Raw genomic sequence first — 17728 nt, forward strand, 5'->3', positions numbered from 1 at the left:
GTAACCTATGGCCCGCACACTGGTGGTTGTCGGTTGGGTGTGGCCGGAGCCCCAGGCCTCGGCCGCCGGGCACAATACCCTCACTCTGCTGCAGACATTTCTCCAACACCAGTGGCAGGTCATCTTTGCCAGCCCGGCGGAGTGGACGCCGCTCTCCTTCCCTCTGAGAGAGCTTGGCATTCAGTGCCAAACCATCGCTGTCAACGATTCCAGTTTTGATGAGTGGCTGGCCAGTGTAGCGCCAGATGTGGTGGTGTTTGACCGTTTCTTAATGGAAGAGCAGTTTGGCTGGCGGGTGGAGTTGGCCTGCCCGGATGCCCTGCGCATTCTGGATACCTCCGATTTACAGTGCCTGCGCCACGGCCGGCAGCAGGCCTATCGGGCCGGCCGGGAATTTAGTACCGAGGAGCTCAATACCGACCTGGCCCTGCGCGAGCTTGCCGCCATCTGGCGCTCGGACCTCTCCCTGATCATCTCTCGTGAGGAGCAGCAGCTGTTGCTCGACCACTTTGGTGTGCGTGACTCACTGCTGTTTTTGCGTCCTTTGCAGCTTCAGCATGCCGGGGAGAGATCAGCGCCTTTGCCCGGTTTTGATGAGCGCAAGGGCTTTGTCACCATCGGCAATTTCCGCCACGCCCCCAACTGGGATGCGGTGCTCTATCTGCAATCCTTGTGGCCAGAGGTGCGCCGAGCTCTGCCCGGTGCCGAGATTCGTATCTATGGCGCCTACATGCCACCCAAAGCCAAACAGCTGCACAACCCCAAACAGGGCTTTTATATGCTGGGTTGGGTGGAAGATGCCCAGACGGCAATGGCCAGCGCCCGCGTCTGTGTGGCACCGCTGCGTTACGGTGCCGGCCAAAAGGGCAAACTGCTGTTGGCCATGGCAGCAGCCACGCCGAGTGTGACCACCTCGGTCGGTGCTGAATCCATGATCGGTGGTGATGACTGGCCTGGTGTGGTGGCGGATGAGCCGGCCGAGTTGGTGGCGGCGATGGTGGCTTTACATGAAGATGCGACTGAGTGGCAGCACTGCTCTGAGTCTGCCCTCGCTTGTGCGCGGGCGATCAGCGAGGCCGACAGCTCCGCGCAATTAATGACGCAGATTGACCAGCTTTTAGCCGGCCTGCCAGGGCATCGGCAGCGCAATTTCATCGGCGCCATGCTGCGCCATCACCATCAGCGCAGCACCGAATACTTCTCCCGCTGGATCGAAACCAAAAGCCGATTAGCCAAGCCCTCACAAGCGGAGTAATCCCCGCGAAAAACCCCATAGTTTGCACTGGCAAAAAGGGCTCAGGCTCATTTGACACCGGCCGCCGGCGCCAGTAATGTTGCCTACCTTTTTGTAAGTGGCACCAGCACGAGTCAACCATCGAGGATTGCAGCTTGAAACCGGTAAAAATTGGATTATGTGGCCTGGGTACCGTCAGTAGCGGTACTTTCAATGTAGTTGCGCGCAACCAGCGCGACATTAATGCCCGCGCCGGTTGTGACATTATTATTACCCACGTCGGTGCCCGCCGGGATAACCCCGCCTGCGACCTCTCCGGCGTGCAGGTTAGCCGCGATATTTTCGACGTGGCCCGCAACCCCGAGGTGGATATCCTGGTGGAGCTGATTGGCGGCACCACCGTCGCCAAAGAGCTGGTGCTGGAGGCGATCAGCAACGGTAAGCACGTGGTTACGGCCAATAAGGCCCTGATTGCCGAGCATGGCAACGAGATTTTTGCCAAGGCCAAGGCTGCCGGCGTCACTGTCGCCTTTGAAGCCGCTGTCGCTGGTGGTATTCCTATCATTAAAGCGATTCGCGAGGGCTTGGCTGCCAACCGCATCGAATGGCTGGCGGGTATTATCAACGGCACCGGTAACTTCATTTTGACGGAGATGCGCGACAAAGGCCGCGCCTTCGACGATGTATTAAAAGAGGCTCAGGCACTCGGCTACGCTGAAGCCGACCCCACCTTCGACGTTGAGGGGATAGACGCCGCCCACAAGCTGGTGATTCTGGCCTCCATCGCCTTTGGTATGCCACTGCAGTTCGACAAGGTCTTCACCGAGGGAATTACCAAAATAAGCGCCGAAGATGTCGCCTACGCCCAGGAGCTGGGTTACCGCATCAAACACCTGGGTATCGCCAAGCGTGAGGGTGATTCCGTGGAACTGCGCGTGCACCCCACTCTGATTCCGCAAAAACGGCTGATTGCCAATGTCGATGGTGTGATGAACGCGGTGTTGGTGAAAGGCGACGCGGTTGGCCCAACCCTCTATTACGGCGCCGGTGCCGGCGCTGAGCCTACCGCCTCGGCGGTGATCGCCGATATCGTCGACCTGGCCCGCACCCTTACCGCCGACCCGGAACATCGTGTACCCCATTTGGGCTTCCAACCGGGTGAGCTGAGTTCGCCCACCGTGCGCGATATCCGCGAGATCGAAACCGCCTACTTTGTGCGTATGAGCGCGCTGGACAAGCCCGGTGTACTCTCCACCATCACCCAGATTTTGAGTGAGGCGGGTGTCAGTATCGAGGCGCTGATCCAAAAGGAGCAGCCGGAAAATATCGATACCGCCCCCATTATTCTGTTGACCAACCGTGCCGTAGAGCAGCACCTGCTGAACGCCCTTGAGAAAATTCAGGCGCTGCCCACAGTCGTCGGTGAGGTGACCCACATTCGTGTGGAATCCCTCAGTTAACTGGCCGGCAGAGCCCAACAGCAACAGATTAAACGGAAATAAATGTCGTGAAATACATCAGTACGCGCGGTCTGGCGCCAAGCTTGAGTTTCGAAGAGGTGGTGTTGACTGGTTTGGCCAGCGACGGCGGCCTCTATGTGCCGGAAACACTGCCGCAGTTCAGCCGCGAAGAGATCGCCAGCTGGGTAGGCCTGAGTTACCAGGAGCTGGCCTTTAAAATTATCGCTCCGTTTGTTGCCGGTGAGATTGCCGATGCCGACCTGCAAACCTTAATCGATAAGTCCTACCAGTCGTTCCGTCATCCGGCTATCGCACCACTGGTACAGACTGACCACAACGAGTGGGTGTTGGAGCTGTTCCAGGGGCCGACCCTGGCCTTTAAGGATTTCGCCCTGCAGTTTTTAGGTAATCTGCTCGATTTTATTCTCGCCAAGCGCCAGCAGAAGGTGGTGGTGATGGGGGCGACCTCCGGTGATACCGGCTCCGCCGCCATCGAGGGCTGCCGCCACTGCGACAATATCGATATTTTCATTCTGCACCCCTACCAACGGGTGAGCGAAGTGCAGCGCCGGCAGATGACCACCGTGCTGGACGACAACGTCTTTAATATCGCCCTGGAAGGTAACTTCGACGACTGCCAGAACATGGTGAAGGCGAGCTTCGCCGATCAATCCTTTCTGCCCGATGGCCGGCAGCTGGTGGCGGTGAACTCCATCAACTTTGCCCGCATCATGGTGCAGATTGTCTACTACTTCTACGCGGCCTTGGCCCTGGGCGGCCCCGCCCGTGCCATCTCTTTCTCGGTGCCAACCGGTAACTTTGGCGATATTTTTGCCGGTTACCTGGCCAAGCGCATGGGCCTGCCCATCGACCAGTTGATCGTGGCCACCAACCAGAACGATATTCTGCACCGTTGCATCAGCGCCAATGACCACAGCAAAAGGCCATTGGTCCATTCGCTGTCGCCGTCCATGGATATCATGGTCTCCAGTAACTTCGAGCGCCTGCTGTTCGACCTGCACGGCCGCAACGGCGAAGCCATCCGCGACCTGATGGAGTCGTTCAAAGGCGGCGCCATGCCGCTCTCGGCCGAGGTAATGGCCAAACTGCAGGCGGAATTTGCCAGCTACCGACTGGACGACGAAGAGACTATCTCAGTCATTGCGGAAGTGTTCGATAAAACCGAATATCTGCTCGACCCGCACACCGCCATTGGTGTACAGGCCGCGCGCAAAACCCGCCGCGACAAAACCACGCCGGTGGTCTGCCTCGCTACTGCCCACCCGGCCAAGTTCCCCGAGGCGGTCACCAAAGCGTGTGCCGTCGCTACCCCGGCGCTGCCGCACCACATGGCCGACCTGTTCGAGCGGGAAGAACGCTACCAGGTGTTGGCCAACGACATGGCTGGCGTGCACAGCTACATGGCGGCGCAGATCAAGTCTTAATGGGCCTCTGGCCAGTCACGCTTCGGGTGCTTCACTATGGCTGCCAAGCCAGTCGCCAGCGCCCGGGGCTGTGGTACACTGGTGCGCTTTGAAACCCTCCAACGATTGTTGACGATAGGCCAACGGCTAACTGAATGAGTTATCAGGTACTTGCGCGCAAGTGGCGCCCTCGCAATTTCCACGAGATGGTCGGGCAGGAGCATGTCCTTACCGCGCTGGTTAACGCCCTCGATCACAATCGTCTGCACCACGCCTACCTGTTCACGGGTACCCGCGGTGTTGGTAAAACCACCATCGCCCGAATCTTTGCCAAGTGCCTCAACTGTGAATCCGGGGTCAGCTCCAACCCCTGCGGCACCTGTTCCGCTTGTGTTGAGATCAGTGAAGGCCGCTTTGTTGACCTGATCGAAGTGGATGCCGCCTCGCGCACCAAGGTGGAGGATACCCGTGAGCTGCTGGATAACGTGCAGTACGCCCCCACCCGCGGTCGCTACAAGGTCTACCTGATCGACGAAGTGCACATGCTCTCCGGCCACAGCTTCAACGCCCTGTTGAAGACCCTGGAGGAGCCGCCCCCCCACGTTAAATTCCTGCTGGCCACCACCGACCCGCAAAAGTTACCGGTGACCATTCTCTCCCGCTGCCTGCAGTTCCACCTGAAAAACATGAGCCAGGAGCGCATCGTCGGCCATCTGAGCCATGTGCTGGGGCAGGAGAATCTCAACTTTGAAGAGCCGGCCCTGTGGCAGCTGGCCCGCGCTGCCGATGGCAGTATGCGCGATGCGCTCAGCCTCACCGATCAGGCCATCGCCTTTGGTAACGGCCGGGTTACCGAGTCCCAGGTCAGCGTGATGCTGGGCGCCATCGACCAGACCTTTATTCACGATATGCTCTCGGCCCTGGCCAGCCTGGATGGCAAGCGGGTACTGGCCGCCGTGGCCGCCATGGCCGAGCACTCGCCAGACTACGGCGGTGCCCTGGCCGATATCATCGGCGTGCTGCACCGGGTGGCAATCGCCCAAACCGTGCCGGAAGCGCTCGATAACAGCTTTGGCGACCAGGAGCAGATTCAACAGCTGGCCACTACCATCGCCAGTGAGGATGTACAGCTCTTCTACCAGATGGCACTGCACGGCCGTAAAGATTTAGCGATCAGCCCGGATCCACGCGCCGGCTTTGAGATGACCCTGTTGCGCATGCTGGCCTTTAAGCCACAGGGGGTTTCTGACCTGCCCAAGGCGCCTCTGCCACAGGCAGAAGCGCCGGCAACCGTACAATCGGAGGCGGCCAGCGCCGACAGTGCCGAGGCAAAAAAGCCTCAAGCTGAGCCCCAATCGCCACCCCCGGTGGCGGCTCGATCTGAAGCACCAGCGCCTGTGTCGCCAGAGCCATGGGGAGAGCCGGTAGCCGCACCCGCACCGATACCTGAGCCGAGCCCACCCGCGCCAGCACCGGTTGCGCCGGCAGTGGCTGAACCAGCGATGGCAGAGACGGCCCCTGAACAACCGGCACCGGTTCAATCAACACCTGTGCCAGCCACCCCTGTGCCATCAACCACTGTTCAATCAAACCCGACGGCGGCTACACCCGCTCACGCAGCGATGGCTTTTGGTGGTTCCGATCGTGACGAGGAGCTGATGGCCGAACCTGCGGGATACGGTTCGGCGGAAGATGAGTACTTCGCCAGCGCGCCGTCCGATTTTGGGCAACTGCCGGCGGAACCGGAATCAGCCTCTGTAGCGGCACCGGAACCCGTACCGACACCCAATCCGATGGTTGCTGCGCCCACGCCTGAACGCCTAACCGCGCAACCACTGGCGCCGCAACCCCAGTCACAACCGCCCGTGAGCCCCGTGGCTGCGGCGCCAATAGCGCCAGCACCGGTAGCGGAGGAGCCGCCAAAAGCCATAGCGCTGGAAGCGCTTAATCGCGACAGCTGGCTACAGCTCTACCCACAAATTGGGGCTGCCGGGGTATTGCAGAGCACCGTCTCAAACTGTGTCTTCAACGGGCGCGAGGGCGACCAGTTGCACTTTGTGCTGGATGAAGCCAACGCTACCCTCTATAACGAGGATCACCAGGCGCGCTTTGCCGAGCTGCTCAGTAACTATTTCGACCGCCCGCTCAGCGTCGCCATTGAGCTGGGGGTGGTCGACTCCGAAACCCCGGCAGCACTGGCTATACGCCTGCGCAACGAGCGGCATGCCCAGGCGGTATCACTGGTGCGGAGCGACCCCTTGGTACAGCGCTTGGTACAGGATTTCGGGCTTGAGGTTGATCCTGAAAAAATCGAACCCACCTTGTGAGAAGGCCGTGCGGCTCTATAATGCAGTGCGGTGTCCCTTTCATTTTTTGGCGAATACAGGTGCATGACTATGTTTAAAGGCCTTGGCGATATCATGAAGCAAGCCCAGGAGATGCAGGGCCAGATGCAGAAAATGCAGGAGGAGATGGCCAACTTTGAGGTGCGCGGTGAGTCCGGTGCCGGCCTGGTGGCGGTGACGATGACCGGGCGTCACGATGTAAAGTCGGTTTCCATCGACCCGAGCCTGATGTCGGAGGAGAAAGAGCTGCTCGAAGATCTGTTGGCCGCCGCTGTGAACGACGCCGTGCGTAAAGTGGAAGAGGCCAACCGGGAGAAGATGAGCCAGCTCACCGCCGGTATGCCGATTCCTCCTGGCTTCAAAATGCCTTTCTAATTTTCCCATCGAGCCGTTAAGCGATCCGCTGTGTTTAGCCCACTCATTGATGAATTAATGCAAGCGCTGCGCGTACTGCCCGGAGTTGGGCCCAAGTCCGCGCAGCGTATGGCGTTGCACCTGCTGGAGCACAATCTACCCGGCGCCTTGCGGCTGGCAGAATCGCTCACCAAGGCGGTGGAGGGGGTGCGCCGTTGCAACCGCTGCCGCACCCTTACCGAACATGAGCTCTGCATGATCTGCCGCAGCAACAAGCGCGATGCTGGTATCGTCTGTGTGGTGGAGAGTCCGGCCGATGTCATCGCCTTTGAGCAGTCTGGCGTTTTCAGCGGCCGCTATTTTGTGCTGCACGGCCATCTCTCCCCCATTGATGGCATCGGCCCCACCGACCTGGGCCTGGATGTGCTTGATGCCCAGCTCCAATCCGGGGATATCAATGAGGTGGTGCTGGCCACCAACGCCACGGTGGAAGGGGAGGCGACTGCCCACTTCGTGGCGGAGATGGCGCGTCGAGCCGAGGTGACGGTGAGCCGCCTGGCGCAGGGAGTCCCCCTGGGGGGCGAACTGGAGTACCTGGATGGCGGCACACTTGCCCATGCCCTCAGTAGCCGCAAAGTCATTGAGTTTTAACGTTGAAGTTGATCATGCCCCATAGCGAAGATCTGCGCTATCACTGGCTGGAAGCGCCAGCAGAACTCACCGAACTGTGCCAAAAATGGAGCCGTCAGGGCGCCGTTGCCTTGGATACCGAGTTCGTTCGTACCGATACTTTCTTTCCCAAACCGGGCTTAATTCAGCTCGCCGATGGTGAAGAGCACTACCTGATCGATCCGCTGCACTTGGCTGACCATGAAGCCTTCCGGGCACTGCTGCTGAACCCAGGCGTCACCAAGGTGTTGCACGCCTGCTCGGAAGATCTTGAGGTGTTCCGCGTCTGTTTTGGCGTGCTGCCGGCACCGCTGTTTGATACGCAACTGGCCGCTGCCTTCTGCGGCTACGGCTTCAGCGTGGGTTACGCCAATCTGGTGAAGGCGATGTTCAACGTCGAATTGCCCAAGGATGCCACCCGCTCCGACTGGTTGGCGAGGCCTCTGGGCGAGGTGCAGAAGCGCTACGCCGCTCTGGATGTTGCGCACCTGCTGCTGGTCTATGGCAAGTTGCTCACCCAGTTAAAGTCCTCCGAGCGGCTGCCTTGGGTGCTGGAGGATTGCCAGAATATGCTCGATCAGGCCACCGACACGCAACTGGTGGATGAAGACTACTACCTCAAGCTGAAACTGGCCTGGAAGCTCAACCGACCCAGTTTGGCGGTGTTGAAAGCGGTCTGTCGCTGGCGTGAAGAGGAGGCAAGGCGCAGCAATGTCCCCCGCAACCGTATCGCCAAAGATGCCGTACTGCAGGCCATCGCTGAAATTAAACCGCCCCATTTGGCAAAATTATCGACCGTGGACGGAATTCATGGCCGCTTTTTGCGAGAATATGGCGCCCACATTGTCGCCCTGGTACACGATACCCTGGCCGCTGACCAATCCAGCTGGCCGCCGCGCATCGCCAAGCCGCTGCCACCAACGGTAGGGGATATGAACAAAGCGCTCAAAGAGCGGGTCAATCAGGTGGCCGAGGGGCTGGATTTGCCCGCCGAGGTGCTGGTGCGCAAGGCCGATATGCAGGTGCTATTGCGCTCTCTGTACGAGGGGCGTGAGCCGGAGTTGAGCGCACGGCTCGGTAGTGGCTGGCGCCGATCGGTGATCGGTGACGAGCTGCTCGACAGCGCCGAACAATTTACCGCGGTAAACAGGTAGTTTATGAAGAAAGTTATCTGCGAAGTGTTAAAAAGCAGCAGGGTGGCCGATATGTATCTCTACGTGGAGAAGGCCCAGGGGCTCGCGCGGGTGCCGGAGGCGCTATTGGAACGCTTTGGCAAACCTAAGTCGGCCATGACGCTACTGTTAACGCCCGAACGTAAACTGGCTAATGCCGATATCAACAAGGTGCTGGCGGCGCTGAAGGCGCAGGGCTTCTACCTGCAGCTGCCGAAAGAGGAGGCCAGCGAGATGCGCGAAATCGCGCTGGCCAACAGTAAGTTGAGTGGCCGCTAGCATGGCCGGCGACAGCTGGCAGGCGTTGCGGGCGAGCCAGTATTGGCTGCACAAACCGCTGGCGGAGATGAGCAAACCCGAGTGGGAGGCGCTGTGCGATGGCTGCGGCAAGTGTTGCCTGCACAAGCTGATCGACGACGAGACCGATGAGCTCTACTACACCGATATCGCCTGTCGCCTGCTCGATACCGACCAGGTGCGTTGTGGTGACTACCACAACCGCCACCAGCAGATACCCGATTGCCTGGAGTTTACCCCCGATAATCTGCCCGAGCTCTACTGGCTGCCGGCCTCCTGTGCCTACCGCACTCTGGGCGAGGGGCGTCAGTTGCAGCGTTGGCATCCGTTGATCTCGGGCGACCCGGCGTCGGTGCATCAGTTCAAGCGGTCGGTGCAGGGGCGCTGCGTCTCAGAAACCGAGGTGCCGCTCGAGCAATTTGAGGAACGCATCGTTCGCTGGGTTTAGGTGAGCCGCTAACAGGTGCATGGCTTTCGATTTGATAGGTTTTAAGGCGACAAACCGGTAATGACTGAAAACGAATATTTTAATGCGTGGATGGCCTATTTGGCGGGCTCTGTTTTGCTCACGGCGGTTTGGTGGCGCATCTCCCGCAGCTGGGTGAGCTGGCTGCGTTACCCGAGCCTGCTGATGGTGGCCGTGGCCCTGGTGATGCCCTATAACATTGAGGGTGGTTCACTGATGATGGCGCCGGCCTGGCTGATTATGATGTTTGAAGGCGTTTTTCTGCGCGATATCGGCTTTGCCCGCGTTGGCCCCACCTTTGCCACAGTGGTTGGCCTGGCGGCGCTGCTCTACCCGGTGACGGTGTTGCTGGCCGGCCTGATCCGAAAAGCGCTACCCGGCAAAAAAATGGAGCCGTCGCCACCCGCCGATCCCGCCACTGAGTAGCTTTATCCCCTTACTCCCCTTCGGTTTTCACAAACTGCACTAGACTTAGTTAAATCTCTAATAAAGTAGCTTTGGCTTGTGCGTTAGGTTAATTAATCTGGCGCAGGCCGATCTAGAGTCTAGAGAGCACCCCCAATCACAAAAAATTAGGACGGTTTGTGAGAATATTGCCCTTCAACGCCCACCGCCAAGCAGGCTTGCTGACTTGTCTACTGGCTCTCCTGGTAATGTCTGTAACCCCATTCACCCAGGCCCAACCCGCGGCCGCCGATGTGCGCCTGGTGGTGGATATCTCGGGCAGCATGAAGCTGAATGACCCCAATAACCTGCGCCAGCCGGCGGTGGAGCTGCTGGTACAGCTGCTGCCCGAGGGCAGCAAGGCGGGGGTATGGACCTTTGGTCAGTACGTCAACATGTTGATCCCCCACCGCCCGGTGGACGACCAATGGCTGGCGTCGGCCAAGGAGAAGTCGTCGGAGATCAACTCCGTGGGCCTGTTCACCAATATTGGCGAGGCGCTGGAGAAGGCCACCTACGATCGTGCCCGGCCCGACAGCAACTACCAAACCAGCCTTATTCTGCTAACCGATGGCATGGTTGATATCGACCGCGACCCCGAGGCTAATCAGGCCGAGTGGCGGCGGATTATCGATGAGGTGGTGCCCAAGCTGGTTGAGGCCGGCGTGCGGGTGCACACCATTGCCTTGTCGGATAAGGCCGACACCCAGCTGCTTAACAAGATTGCTCTGGCCACCGGCGGCAAAGCGGCGGTGGCAAAAACCGCCGATGAACTGATGAAGGCCTTTCTGGCCGCCTTTGACCAAGCCGCCCCAGGTGAGCAGGTGCCGCTCAGTGGCGACAGTTTTGTTATCGACTCCAGCGTTGAAGAGTTCACCGCGCTCATTTTCCGTAAAACGGTGGCTGCGCCAACGGTGCTGGTTGGCCCGGATTTAACCCGCTACAGCGCCACAAGCGTGCAGGCAGACCCGGATGTCAATTGGCACTCCGGCGATGACTACGACCTGATCACTCTTAAACGGCCACTGGAAGGGGAGTGGTTTGTCGAGACAGGCATTGCCCCCGACAGCCGGGTGACGGTGGTCAGTAACTTGAATCTGCTGGTCAAACCCATGCCCATCAACCTCTTTCGAGGGCAGGCGCTGCCGGTGGATGTACGTCTGCAGGAGGATGGCAAAACCATCACCGATCACGATTTTTTACGGCTGCTGACGCTCAATGTGGATACCAAACAGGGTGAGCAGACCTGGCAGGATGATTTGACCGATACTCCGGAGGAGGGGGTTTACCGCACCCGCTTGGCCCACTTCGATGAACTGGGTGATTTCCAGGTGACCATCGCCCTCGATGGCAAGAGCTTTCAACGCCAGTTCCGCCACTCGGTGAGTGTGCGCGACGCCTTCGCTGTTGATTTTCAGGCCGGGCCCCAGCCGGGCATGCCCTACGAACTGCATGTAATCCCCTACATGCAGTCGGTAGACTTGGCACAGTCGAGCGTTATTGCGCGTATTACATCGCCCTCTGGGCAAACCGCCATACTGCCAGTTCCGCTGACGCAGGTGGATGACTGGCTACTGAAATACAGCCCGGCTGAGGAGGGCGAGTATCAAATCAGCCTGGCCATCGATGTGGTTGAGACCAGCGGCAACCGGTATCAGTATCAGCACCCCGTTATCAACTTCCGTTATCCCGAGGGGAGTGAGCCGGAAGCGGTCAGTGAACCCGTACCGGAACCGGCGCCCGTCGCCCAGCCAGAGGAGTTGCCCCCGGCTCCCGCGCCAGCCAAGGCCAGCGGTACTCCCTGGTGGGTTTATCTATTGCTGGGCCTGGGTAACCTGATGATCTTTGGCCTCGCTTTTGCCGCCTATAAGCTGATTATGGGTACGCCAAAAGAGGTTGAAGCAGAGCCCGAGCCCGTCGCCAAAGCGAAAACCAGCAAGGAAGAGGCTCCAACAGCAGACAAACCAGGGGTGAGTTCAGGCTCGCTGGCCATGGCTGATATCGTTGATGATGATCTGGAGGATGCTTTCACCGATGCCACCGATCTCTCCAGCGACGATGCTCTCGGTCTCGAGCTGGAGATGGATAGCGGCCAGGGCAGTATGCCGGATGCTCCTATGGACGACCTGGACGCCATGCTGGCGGAAGCCACCGCTGATCTCGCGTCAATCGAGGACGATGACGATGACGGGGAGTTCACCCTCGACGACTTTGGGGTGGATGACGATGACAACGATAAAAAGTCTTAACGGCCACCTGTTCCTTTCCCTTTACTAAACAACCCGCTCACCTGGCAACCTGTTCCCCGTTACCCTAACCGCTGGGGTAACCGGGGTGCGCCGCCGCTGTTACTGCCCCCAACTGAAACTCTCCGCTCTTATTTCTCCTTACTCCCCCCAAGAGTTGTTGATTTGCGCCCTTAACCACCAAAGAGAGCTGATTAGCACCGGCCATCTACCCATCCGCGCGCTTATGATCGTTATTTCACCGACTTTGGGCGTATTCCGGCGTTTAATGTTTGCCGTGTAATAGTCATAAAGGTATAAATATATGGTTATATATCATTTAGCCTAAGGTCAGAGAGAGGTAGAAGCATGTCGAAGTCGGTTAAAGAGCGCATCGTCGCCTGGTGGGCGCTGGATGCGGCCGAAGAGGCGCAGAGCGCGGATAATCCATTAACGCCGCTCACAAGCCATCAGCGCCGCAGCAGCCTGCCGCTGCTGGCATTGGCCTTTGGCTGGGGTTTTTTGGTGACCGGGCTGTTGACCGGCGGCGCGCTTGGCCAGGGGTTGGCTTTTATGCCCGATCTGATCTGGGCCTCGCTGTTGGGCAACACCATGAATTTCGTGATCGGTGGCCTGGTCGGTTTTATCGGTTACAAAACCGCCTGTAACAGCGGCCTGCTCTACCGTTTCACCTACGGCAATGTCGGCGCTTATCTGCCGGTGCTGTTTGTTGCTCTGTTAACCATCGGCTGGCAGGGTATTACCGTTGGTGCCTTTGGCTTTGCCTGGGCGCAGTCGTTCGACAGTATCACCTTCTACGTGGTGGCAATCTTTGCCGGTGTGCTGTTTACCGCAACCACCTACCTGGGCGTGGCCGCGCTGGAGAAGGTGAGCATGCCCTCAGTACTGCTGCTGGTGGCAGTGGGCATCTACGCCACCTGGCTTAACATCGATAAGGTGGGCGGCTGGCAGCCGTTTCTGGCGATGTCGGCCGATAAAGCGGCCGGTAGCACTATGTCGATGATGGAGGCGATCAACCTGGTGGTGGGCTCCTGGATTGTCGGCGCCATCGTGATGGCGGATTACACCCGCTTTGCCCGCCGCGCCTGGGTGGCGCTGGCCATTCCCTTTGTTGTGTTGATTATCTCCCAGTGGTTCTTGCAGATTATTGGCTCCATGGGCGGGATTGTTTCGGGTACCTATGAGTTCACCACCTACATGCTGGAGCAGGGCACCGTTATCGGTTTTGTCGGTGTTATCGCCATGAGCCTGGCTCTGTGGACCACCGGCGATACCAATTTGTATCTGCCAGCGGTACAGACCGCCAGTGTCTTTCGTCGGCCGAAGCGGGTTACCACACTTATTTGCGGGTTGCTCGGTACTATTTTAGGCCTGGGTGTTTACCAGCACTTCTTAAGTTGGATAAACCTGCTGGCGGCACTGGTACCGCCGCTGATTGGGCCGGTTATTGTTGACTATTACATCGTCAATCGCATGCGCTACAACCCGGATCGATTGCACCATCTGGCCACCTGGAATCCGGTTGCCATCGCCGCCTACCTTATCGGTGCCGTTTTGGCCTATGCCGCCAGCGTGGGACTGCCTCTGCCTGGAAGCAGTGTGATCTTCCCATCTCTGTATGGTTTGGTGATCTCCATGCTGGCCTATCTGGTTCTCTTTTACGCCATTAAATTCGCCGGTATTACCGTGGGCAACGCCGCCCTTAATCAATCGGATAATTAAAGCGAAACGAAGTCACTATCATCCTAAAGGGGCAACCAGCGTTGCCCCTTTTTCATTTTCAGCCCTGGGTGTATTACCGCTACTCAACAAAACGCTCTCCTGTGTTGCATTGTGGTTGGCTGTTCGAAGCATAAGGTCGTCGCTGTATTTCATTGGTAAATCAGCGGGCGTAGTGGTCACTTGCATGCGCCGACTTCCGCCAGAAAAGGCATCAACGGTTGTAGCACTCTGTGGTAGGCTAGCCGCTAGCCTTAGGAGTTACATGGAGATTCGCAATGAGCTTTAACAGTACTGATACCTACGTCGCCACAGACGACCTGCGGATGGCAGTCAACGCTGCCATTACACTGCAGCGGCCACTGTTGGTAAAGGGAGAACCCGGCACCGGTAAAACCTTGCTGGCTGAAGAGGTGGCCAAATCGCTGGGCAAACGTCTGATTCAGTGGCACATCAAATCCACCACCAAAGCCCAGCAGGGGCTCTATGAGTATGATGCGGTCTCTCGTCTGCGCGATTCCCAACTGGGTAGAGACAGTGCCAAAGAGATTGGTAACTACATCAAGAAAGGTAAGTTGTGGGAGGCCTTCACTGCTGATGAGCAGGTGGTACTGTTAATTGACGAGATAGATAAAGCCGATATTGAATTCCCCAACGACCTGCTGGTTGAGTTGGATAAGATGGAGTTCTTCGTATACGAAACCGGCGAGACCATCAAAGCGGCTACCCGCCCGATTGTGATCATCAGCAGTAACAACGAGAAAGAGCTGCCCGACGCCTTTTTGCGCCGCTGTTTCTTCCACTACATCAATTTCCCCGACCGCGAAACCATGCACAAGATTGTCGACGTGCACTACCCAGGTATCCAACAAACCTTGGTAAAAGACGCGTTGGATGTTTTCTTTGATATTCGCAAAATCCCCGGTTTGAAGAAAAAGCCATCCACCTCCGAGCTGGTTGACTGGCTGAAGTTGATCCTCGCCGACGATATTCCCGACGAAGTATTAAAAAACCGCGACACCACTAAAGCCATTCCGCCACTGTACGGCGCGCTGCTGAAAAACGAGCAGGATGTGCAACTACTGGAACGTTTGGCCTTTATGACCCGACGCGAGCAGAAGTCGTAAGTGATTTTGGAATGTCTGACCATAGACCAGCCAGGGTGAACCTATGCTAGTTAACTTCTTTTACGGGCTGCGCAATTCGCAGGTGCCGGTATCGGTGAAGGAGTTCCTGATGCTGATTGAGGCCATGTCCAAAGGGCTGGCCTTTGGCAGTGTTGATGAATTTTATCTGTTGGCGCGCACCTGCCTTGTTAAAGACGAAAAATATTACGACCGTTTCGACCGCGCTTTCGGTGCTTATTTTAATGATTTGCAAACGGTCGACGATATTATCGAGGCATTGATTCCCGACGATTGGATTCGCGCAGAATTTATGAAACACCTGAGCGATGAAGAGAAAGAGAAAATCAAAACCTTGGGTGGCCTGGATAAATTAATCGAAGAGTTTAAAAAGCGCCTGGAAGAGCAGAAAAAACGCCACCAGGGGGGCAACAAATGGATTGGTACCGGCGGTACCTCACCGTTTGGTAACAGCGGCTACCACCCAGAGGGTATTCGCGTGGGTGGCGAGAGCAAAAATAAGAGTGCGGTAAAAGTTTGGGATAAACGCGAGTTTAAAAACCTGGACGACAGCATTGAGCTCGGCACGCGCAATATCAAAGTGGCGCTGCGCAAATTGCGCAAATTTGCCCGCACCGGTGCCGAAGAGGAGCTCGACCTGGACGACACCATCCGTTCCACCGCCAATAACGCCGGTATGCTCGACATTAAAATGGTGCGTGAACGGCATAATGCAGTGAAGGTGTTGCTCTTTTTTGATGTAGGTGGCTCCATGGACCCTTACGTGCAGGTGTGTGAGGAGTTGTTCTCGGCCTGTAAGACCGAGTTCAAACACATGGAGTATTACTATTTCCACAATTTTATTTACGACAATGTGTGGAAAGACAATGCCCGGCGCACCAACTCCTCAACGCCGTTATTTGATGTGTTGCACACCTACAGCAAGGATTACAAAGTGATTTTTGTCGGTGATGCCAGCATGAGCCCCTATGAAATTCTGGCCCGTTTTGGCAGTGTCGAATATATGAACGACGAGCCCGGGTCGGTGTGGATGAAACGGTTGACCGACACCTTCGATAAGGTGGTTTGGCTCAACCCCGTGGATGAGTCGCACTGGCGCTACACCGAGAGTATCCGGGTGGTAAAAGAGCTTTTGGAAGGCCGTATGTTCCCGCTCTCTTTGGCGGGGTTGGACAGGGCAATCTCAACCCTGCTGCGTTAGCGTTAACCGCTTTACACTTGCTGCCGTTGCTGTTCCAGGTAATCCGCCAAGGCCTGGGCTTCGGCGGCGGTGAAATCCCAGCTTAGGCCGGTGCGACGTTCCAGAATGTCAGCGGCCGTGGTTGCCCACTCCCGCTCCACCAGATAGGCCACCTCTGCCTCGTGCAGGTGGTGGCCAAAATTCAGGCCCAGGTCGGCCACACTTTTTGCCTGCCCCAATATCTCAAAGGCCGCTTCGCCGTAGGTCTCCTGCAGACGGGTGAGCAGTTCGGTGGGTAGGTGTGGGTAGCTTTTGGCGAGCTCCACCGCCAGGTGCTGAGGGCTGGTGATGTCGCCCCCGGGCAGTGGCAGAATCGGCCCCAGTGCGTGTGCATGTTTGGGTAGGTAGGGTTGCAGCAGGCGCAGGGTTTGGGTGGCGTTAATGCGGTGGTGCAGCAGGTCGCCACCGAGCATATTAACCAGCGGCGATTGGCCATCGGGGCAATCCAGGTCGAGCACCAGGTCGCTCAGGTCTTCGCTGGTACCGTCGTCGCTGATGGCGCGCAGGCCGCAGCGGCACTGGGCGATTTCGCCTTCCAGAAAACTGTGGCCACTCAACTCTTTTAATATTTGCAACAGTGTTTCGCGGTCGCTTTCGATGTCGGCGCTATTGAGTTCACCACTACTGTCGTTGATCAATGGCCCAAAGTGCAGCCAGCGCTCGTTGATGGGCACCAGTGCCAATCGTTGGCCGCCAGCCTGATTGTAAAAGATGGCATTGTTTAGCTGTAAGCGGTTGGCCAAAACCAGGTGGGTCATGCGTTGTAGTTTAACGCCGGCTCGGGTTTCGCTCTGCAAATGGCTGTTGAGCACCTGCTGCACAAAGGGGCCGGTGGCGTTGATCAGAATGGGGCAAGTGACCATTTTTGTGGTGGCAAAACCTTGGTTCGTTTGAATGCTTAGCTGCCAGAGGCCCTGGTCCCGATGGCCACTCAACAATTGGTGATGGGTGGCAATATGGGCACCTAACTCCTGGGCTTGTGTGGCATTAGCCAGCGTGAAGCGAAAATCCATCACCCGATAACCCGGCACCACCCGCTGCAGGTTTTTGCTGGGCAGCAACCCTGGGCTCACCTCCATTTTGGCTGGAGCGTGGCGCCAGAGTTTGTAGATTGGGTCGAGCAGTGGCCACAGCCAATGTTTGGGGTGGCTCTCTATGGCTTGGCAGGGGTGCATCAGGTGGGGGGCCAGGTCTTCCAGTTTTTCCAGTTGCCGATAAGACTTGGCCAGTTTGCCCAGGCGAAATTTGCGCAGATTGGTTAAATTGCCGCTGAGAAAATAGGGGCAATCGCTGGAGTAACCGGTGGCCAAATCCTGAGCCTGGCAAAGCAGGGTATGCAGGCCACGCCCGGCGGCGGCGCGAGCCACGGCGGTACCGTTGATGCCACCACCGATGACGACAATATCGTAGTGGTCGCGCAGTGTTACGGGAGCAGGAAATTGTAACGTCAAAACAGATTGTCCTTGCAGCGGATATTCCGTCTCCCTGCCGGTTGAGCTAGCTGGCTGATACC

Annotated in this window: 15 protein-coding genes; 14 read left to right on the plus strand and 1 reads right to left on the minus strand. The window is 57.7% G+C overall.

Annotated elements, in window-relative coordinates:
* Nucleotides 1-7: 7 nt before the first annotated feature.
* The 14 genes from SBL51_RS13680 to SBL51_RS13745 all read left to right on the plus strand — a co-directional run bounded on the left by SBL51_RS13680 (nt 8) and on the right by SBL51_RS13745 (nt 16176).
* Nucleotides 8-1255: a glycosyltransferase family 4 protein gene (locus SBL51_RS13680; protein WP_317931549.1), complete on the plus strand. Its 1248-nt coding sequence runs from the start codon at nt 8-10 to the stop codon at nt 1253-1255.
* A 134-nt stretch (nt 1256-1389) separates the two neighbouring features.
* Complete coding sequence (locus SBL51_RS13685) at nt 1390-2694, plus strand: homoserine dehydrogenase (protein WP_317931550.1); 1305 nt, start codon at nt 1390-1392, stop codon at nt 2692-2694.
* Between the two features lie 47 nt (nt 2695-2741).
* Nucleotides 2742-4139 (plus strand): threonine synthase, encoded by a 1398-nt coding sequence (gene thrC / locus SBL51_RS13690; RefSeq protein ID WP_317931551.1) that lies wholly within the window; start codon nt 2742-2744, stop codon nt 4137-4139.
* A 134-nt stretch (nt 4140-4273) separates the two neighbouring features.
* Nucleotides 4274-6445, plus strand: a complete 2172-nt coding sequence (gene dnaX, locus SBL51_RS13695; protein ID WP_317931553.1) for a DNA polymerase III subunit gamma/tau — start codon at nt 4274-4276, stop codon at nt 6443-6445.
* A gap of 69 nt (nt 6446-6514) precedes the next feature.
* Nucleotides 6515-6838 (plus strand): YbaB/EbfC family nucleoid-associated protein, encoded by a 324-nt coding sequence (locus SBL51_RS13700; RefSeq protein ID WP_317931554.1) that lies wholly within the window; start codon nt 6515-6517, stop codon nt 6836-6838.
* Between the two features lie 30 nt (nt 6839-6868).
* On the plus strand, nt 6869-7468 hold the full coding sequence (gene recR, locus SBL51_RS13705; protein WP_317931555.1) for a recombination mediator RecR: 600 nt from the start codon (nt 6869-6871) through the stop codon (nt 7466-7468).
* Nucleotides 7469-7482: 14 nt separating this feature from the next.
* Entirely contained in the window at nt 7483-8640 is a 1158-nt protein-coding gene (gene rnd, locus SBL51_RS13710) for a ribonuclease D (RefSeq protein WP_317931557.1), read from the plus strand.
* A 3-nt stretch (nt 8641-8643) separates the two neighbouring features.
* Nucleotides 8644-8937: a YcgL domain-containing protein gene (locus SBL51_RS13715; protein WP_317931558.1), complete on the plus strand. Its 294-nt coding sequence runs from the start codon at nt 8644-8646 to the stop codon at nt 8935-8937.
* A gap of 1 nt (nt 8938) precedes the next feature.
* Complete coding sequence (locus SBL51_RS13720; protein ID WP_317931773.1) at nt 8939-9403, plus strand: YcgN family cysteine cluster protein; 465 nt, start codon at nt 8939-8941, stop codon at nt 9401-9403.
* Nucleotides 9404-9463: 60 nt separating this feature from the next.
* Nucleotides 9464-9847, plus strand: coding sequence for a hypothetical protein (locus SBL51_RS13725; protein WP_317931559.1), 384 nt, complete (start codon nt 9464-9466; stop codon nt 9845-9847).
* Between the two features lie 227 nt (nt 9848-10074).
* Entirely contained in the window at nt 10075-12114 is a 2040-nt protein-coding gene (locus SBL51_RS13730; protein WP_317931560.1) for a vWA domain-containing protein, read from the plus strand.
* Between the two features lie 345 nt (nt 12115-12459).
* On the plus strand, nt 12460-13833 hold the full coding sequence (locus SBL51_RS13735) for a cytosine permease (RefSeq protein ID WP_317931561.1): 1374 nt from the start codon (nt 12460-12462) through the stop codon (nt 13831-13833).
* Between the two features lie 275 nt (nt 13834-14108).
* Nucleotides 14109-14957 carry a MoxR family ATPase gene (locus SBL51_RS13740; RefSeq protein ID WP_317931562.1) on the plus strand — a complete coding sequence of 283 codons (849 nt, stop codon included), beginning with the start codon at nt 14109-14111 and terminating at the stop codon, nt 14955-14957.
* A 43-nt stretch (nt 14958-15000) separates the two neighbouring features.
* Nucleotides 15001-16176 carry a vWA domain-containing protein gene (locus tag SBL51_RS13745; RefSeq protein WP_317931563.1) on the plus strand — a complete coding sequence of 392 codons (1176 nt, stop codon included), beginning with the start codon at nt 15001-15003 and terminating at the stop codon, nt 16174-16176.
* Nucleotides 16177-16187: 11 nt separating this feature from the next.
* Here the strand turns inward: SBL51_RS13745 and SBL51_RS13750 are convergent, their stop codons facing one another.
* Nucleotides 16188-17666, minus strand: coding sequence for an FAD-dependent oxidoreductase (locus SBL51_RS13750; RefSeq protein ID WP_317931564.1), 1479 nt, complete (start codon nt 17664-17666; stop codon nt 16188-16190).
* Between the last annotated feature and the right edge of the window lie 62 nt (nt 17667-17728).

The organism is Halioxenophilus sp. WMMB6 (assembly GCF_033283405.1).
GTDB lineage: Bacteria > Pseudomonadota > Gammaproteobacteria > Pseudomonadales > Cellvibrionaceae > Halioxenophilus.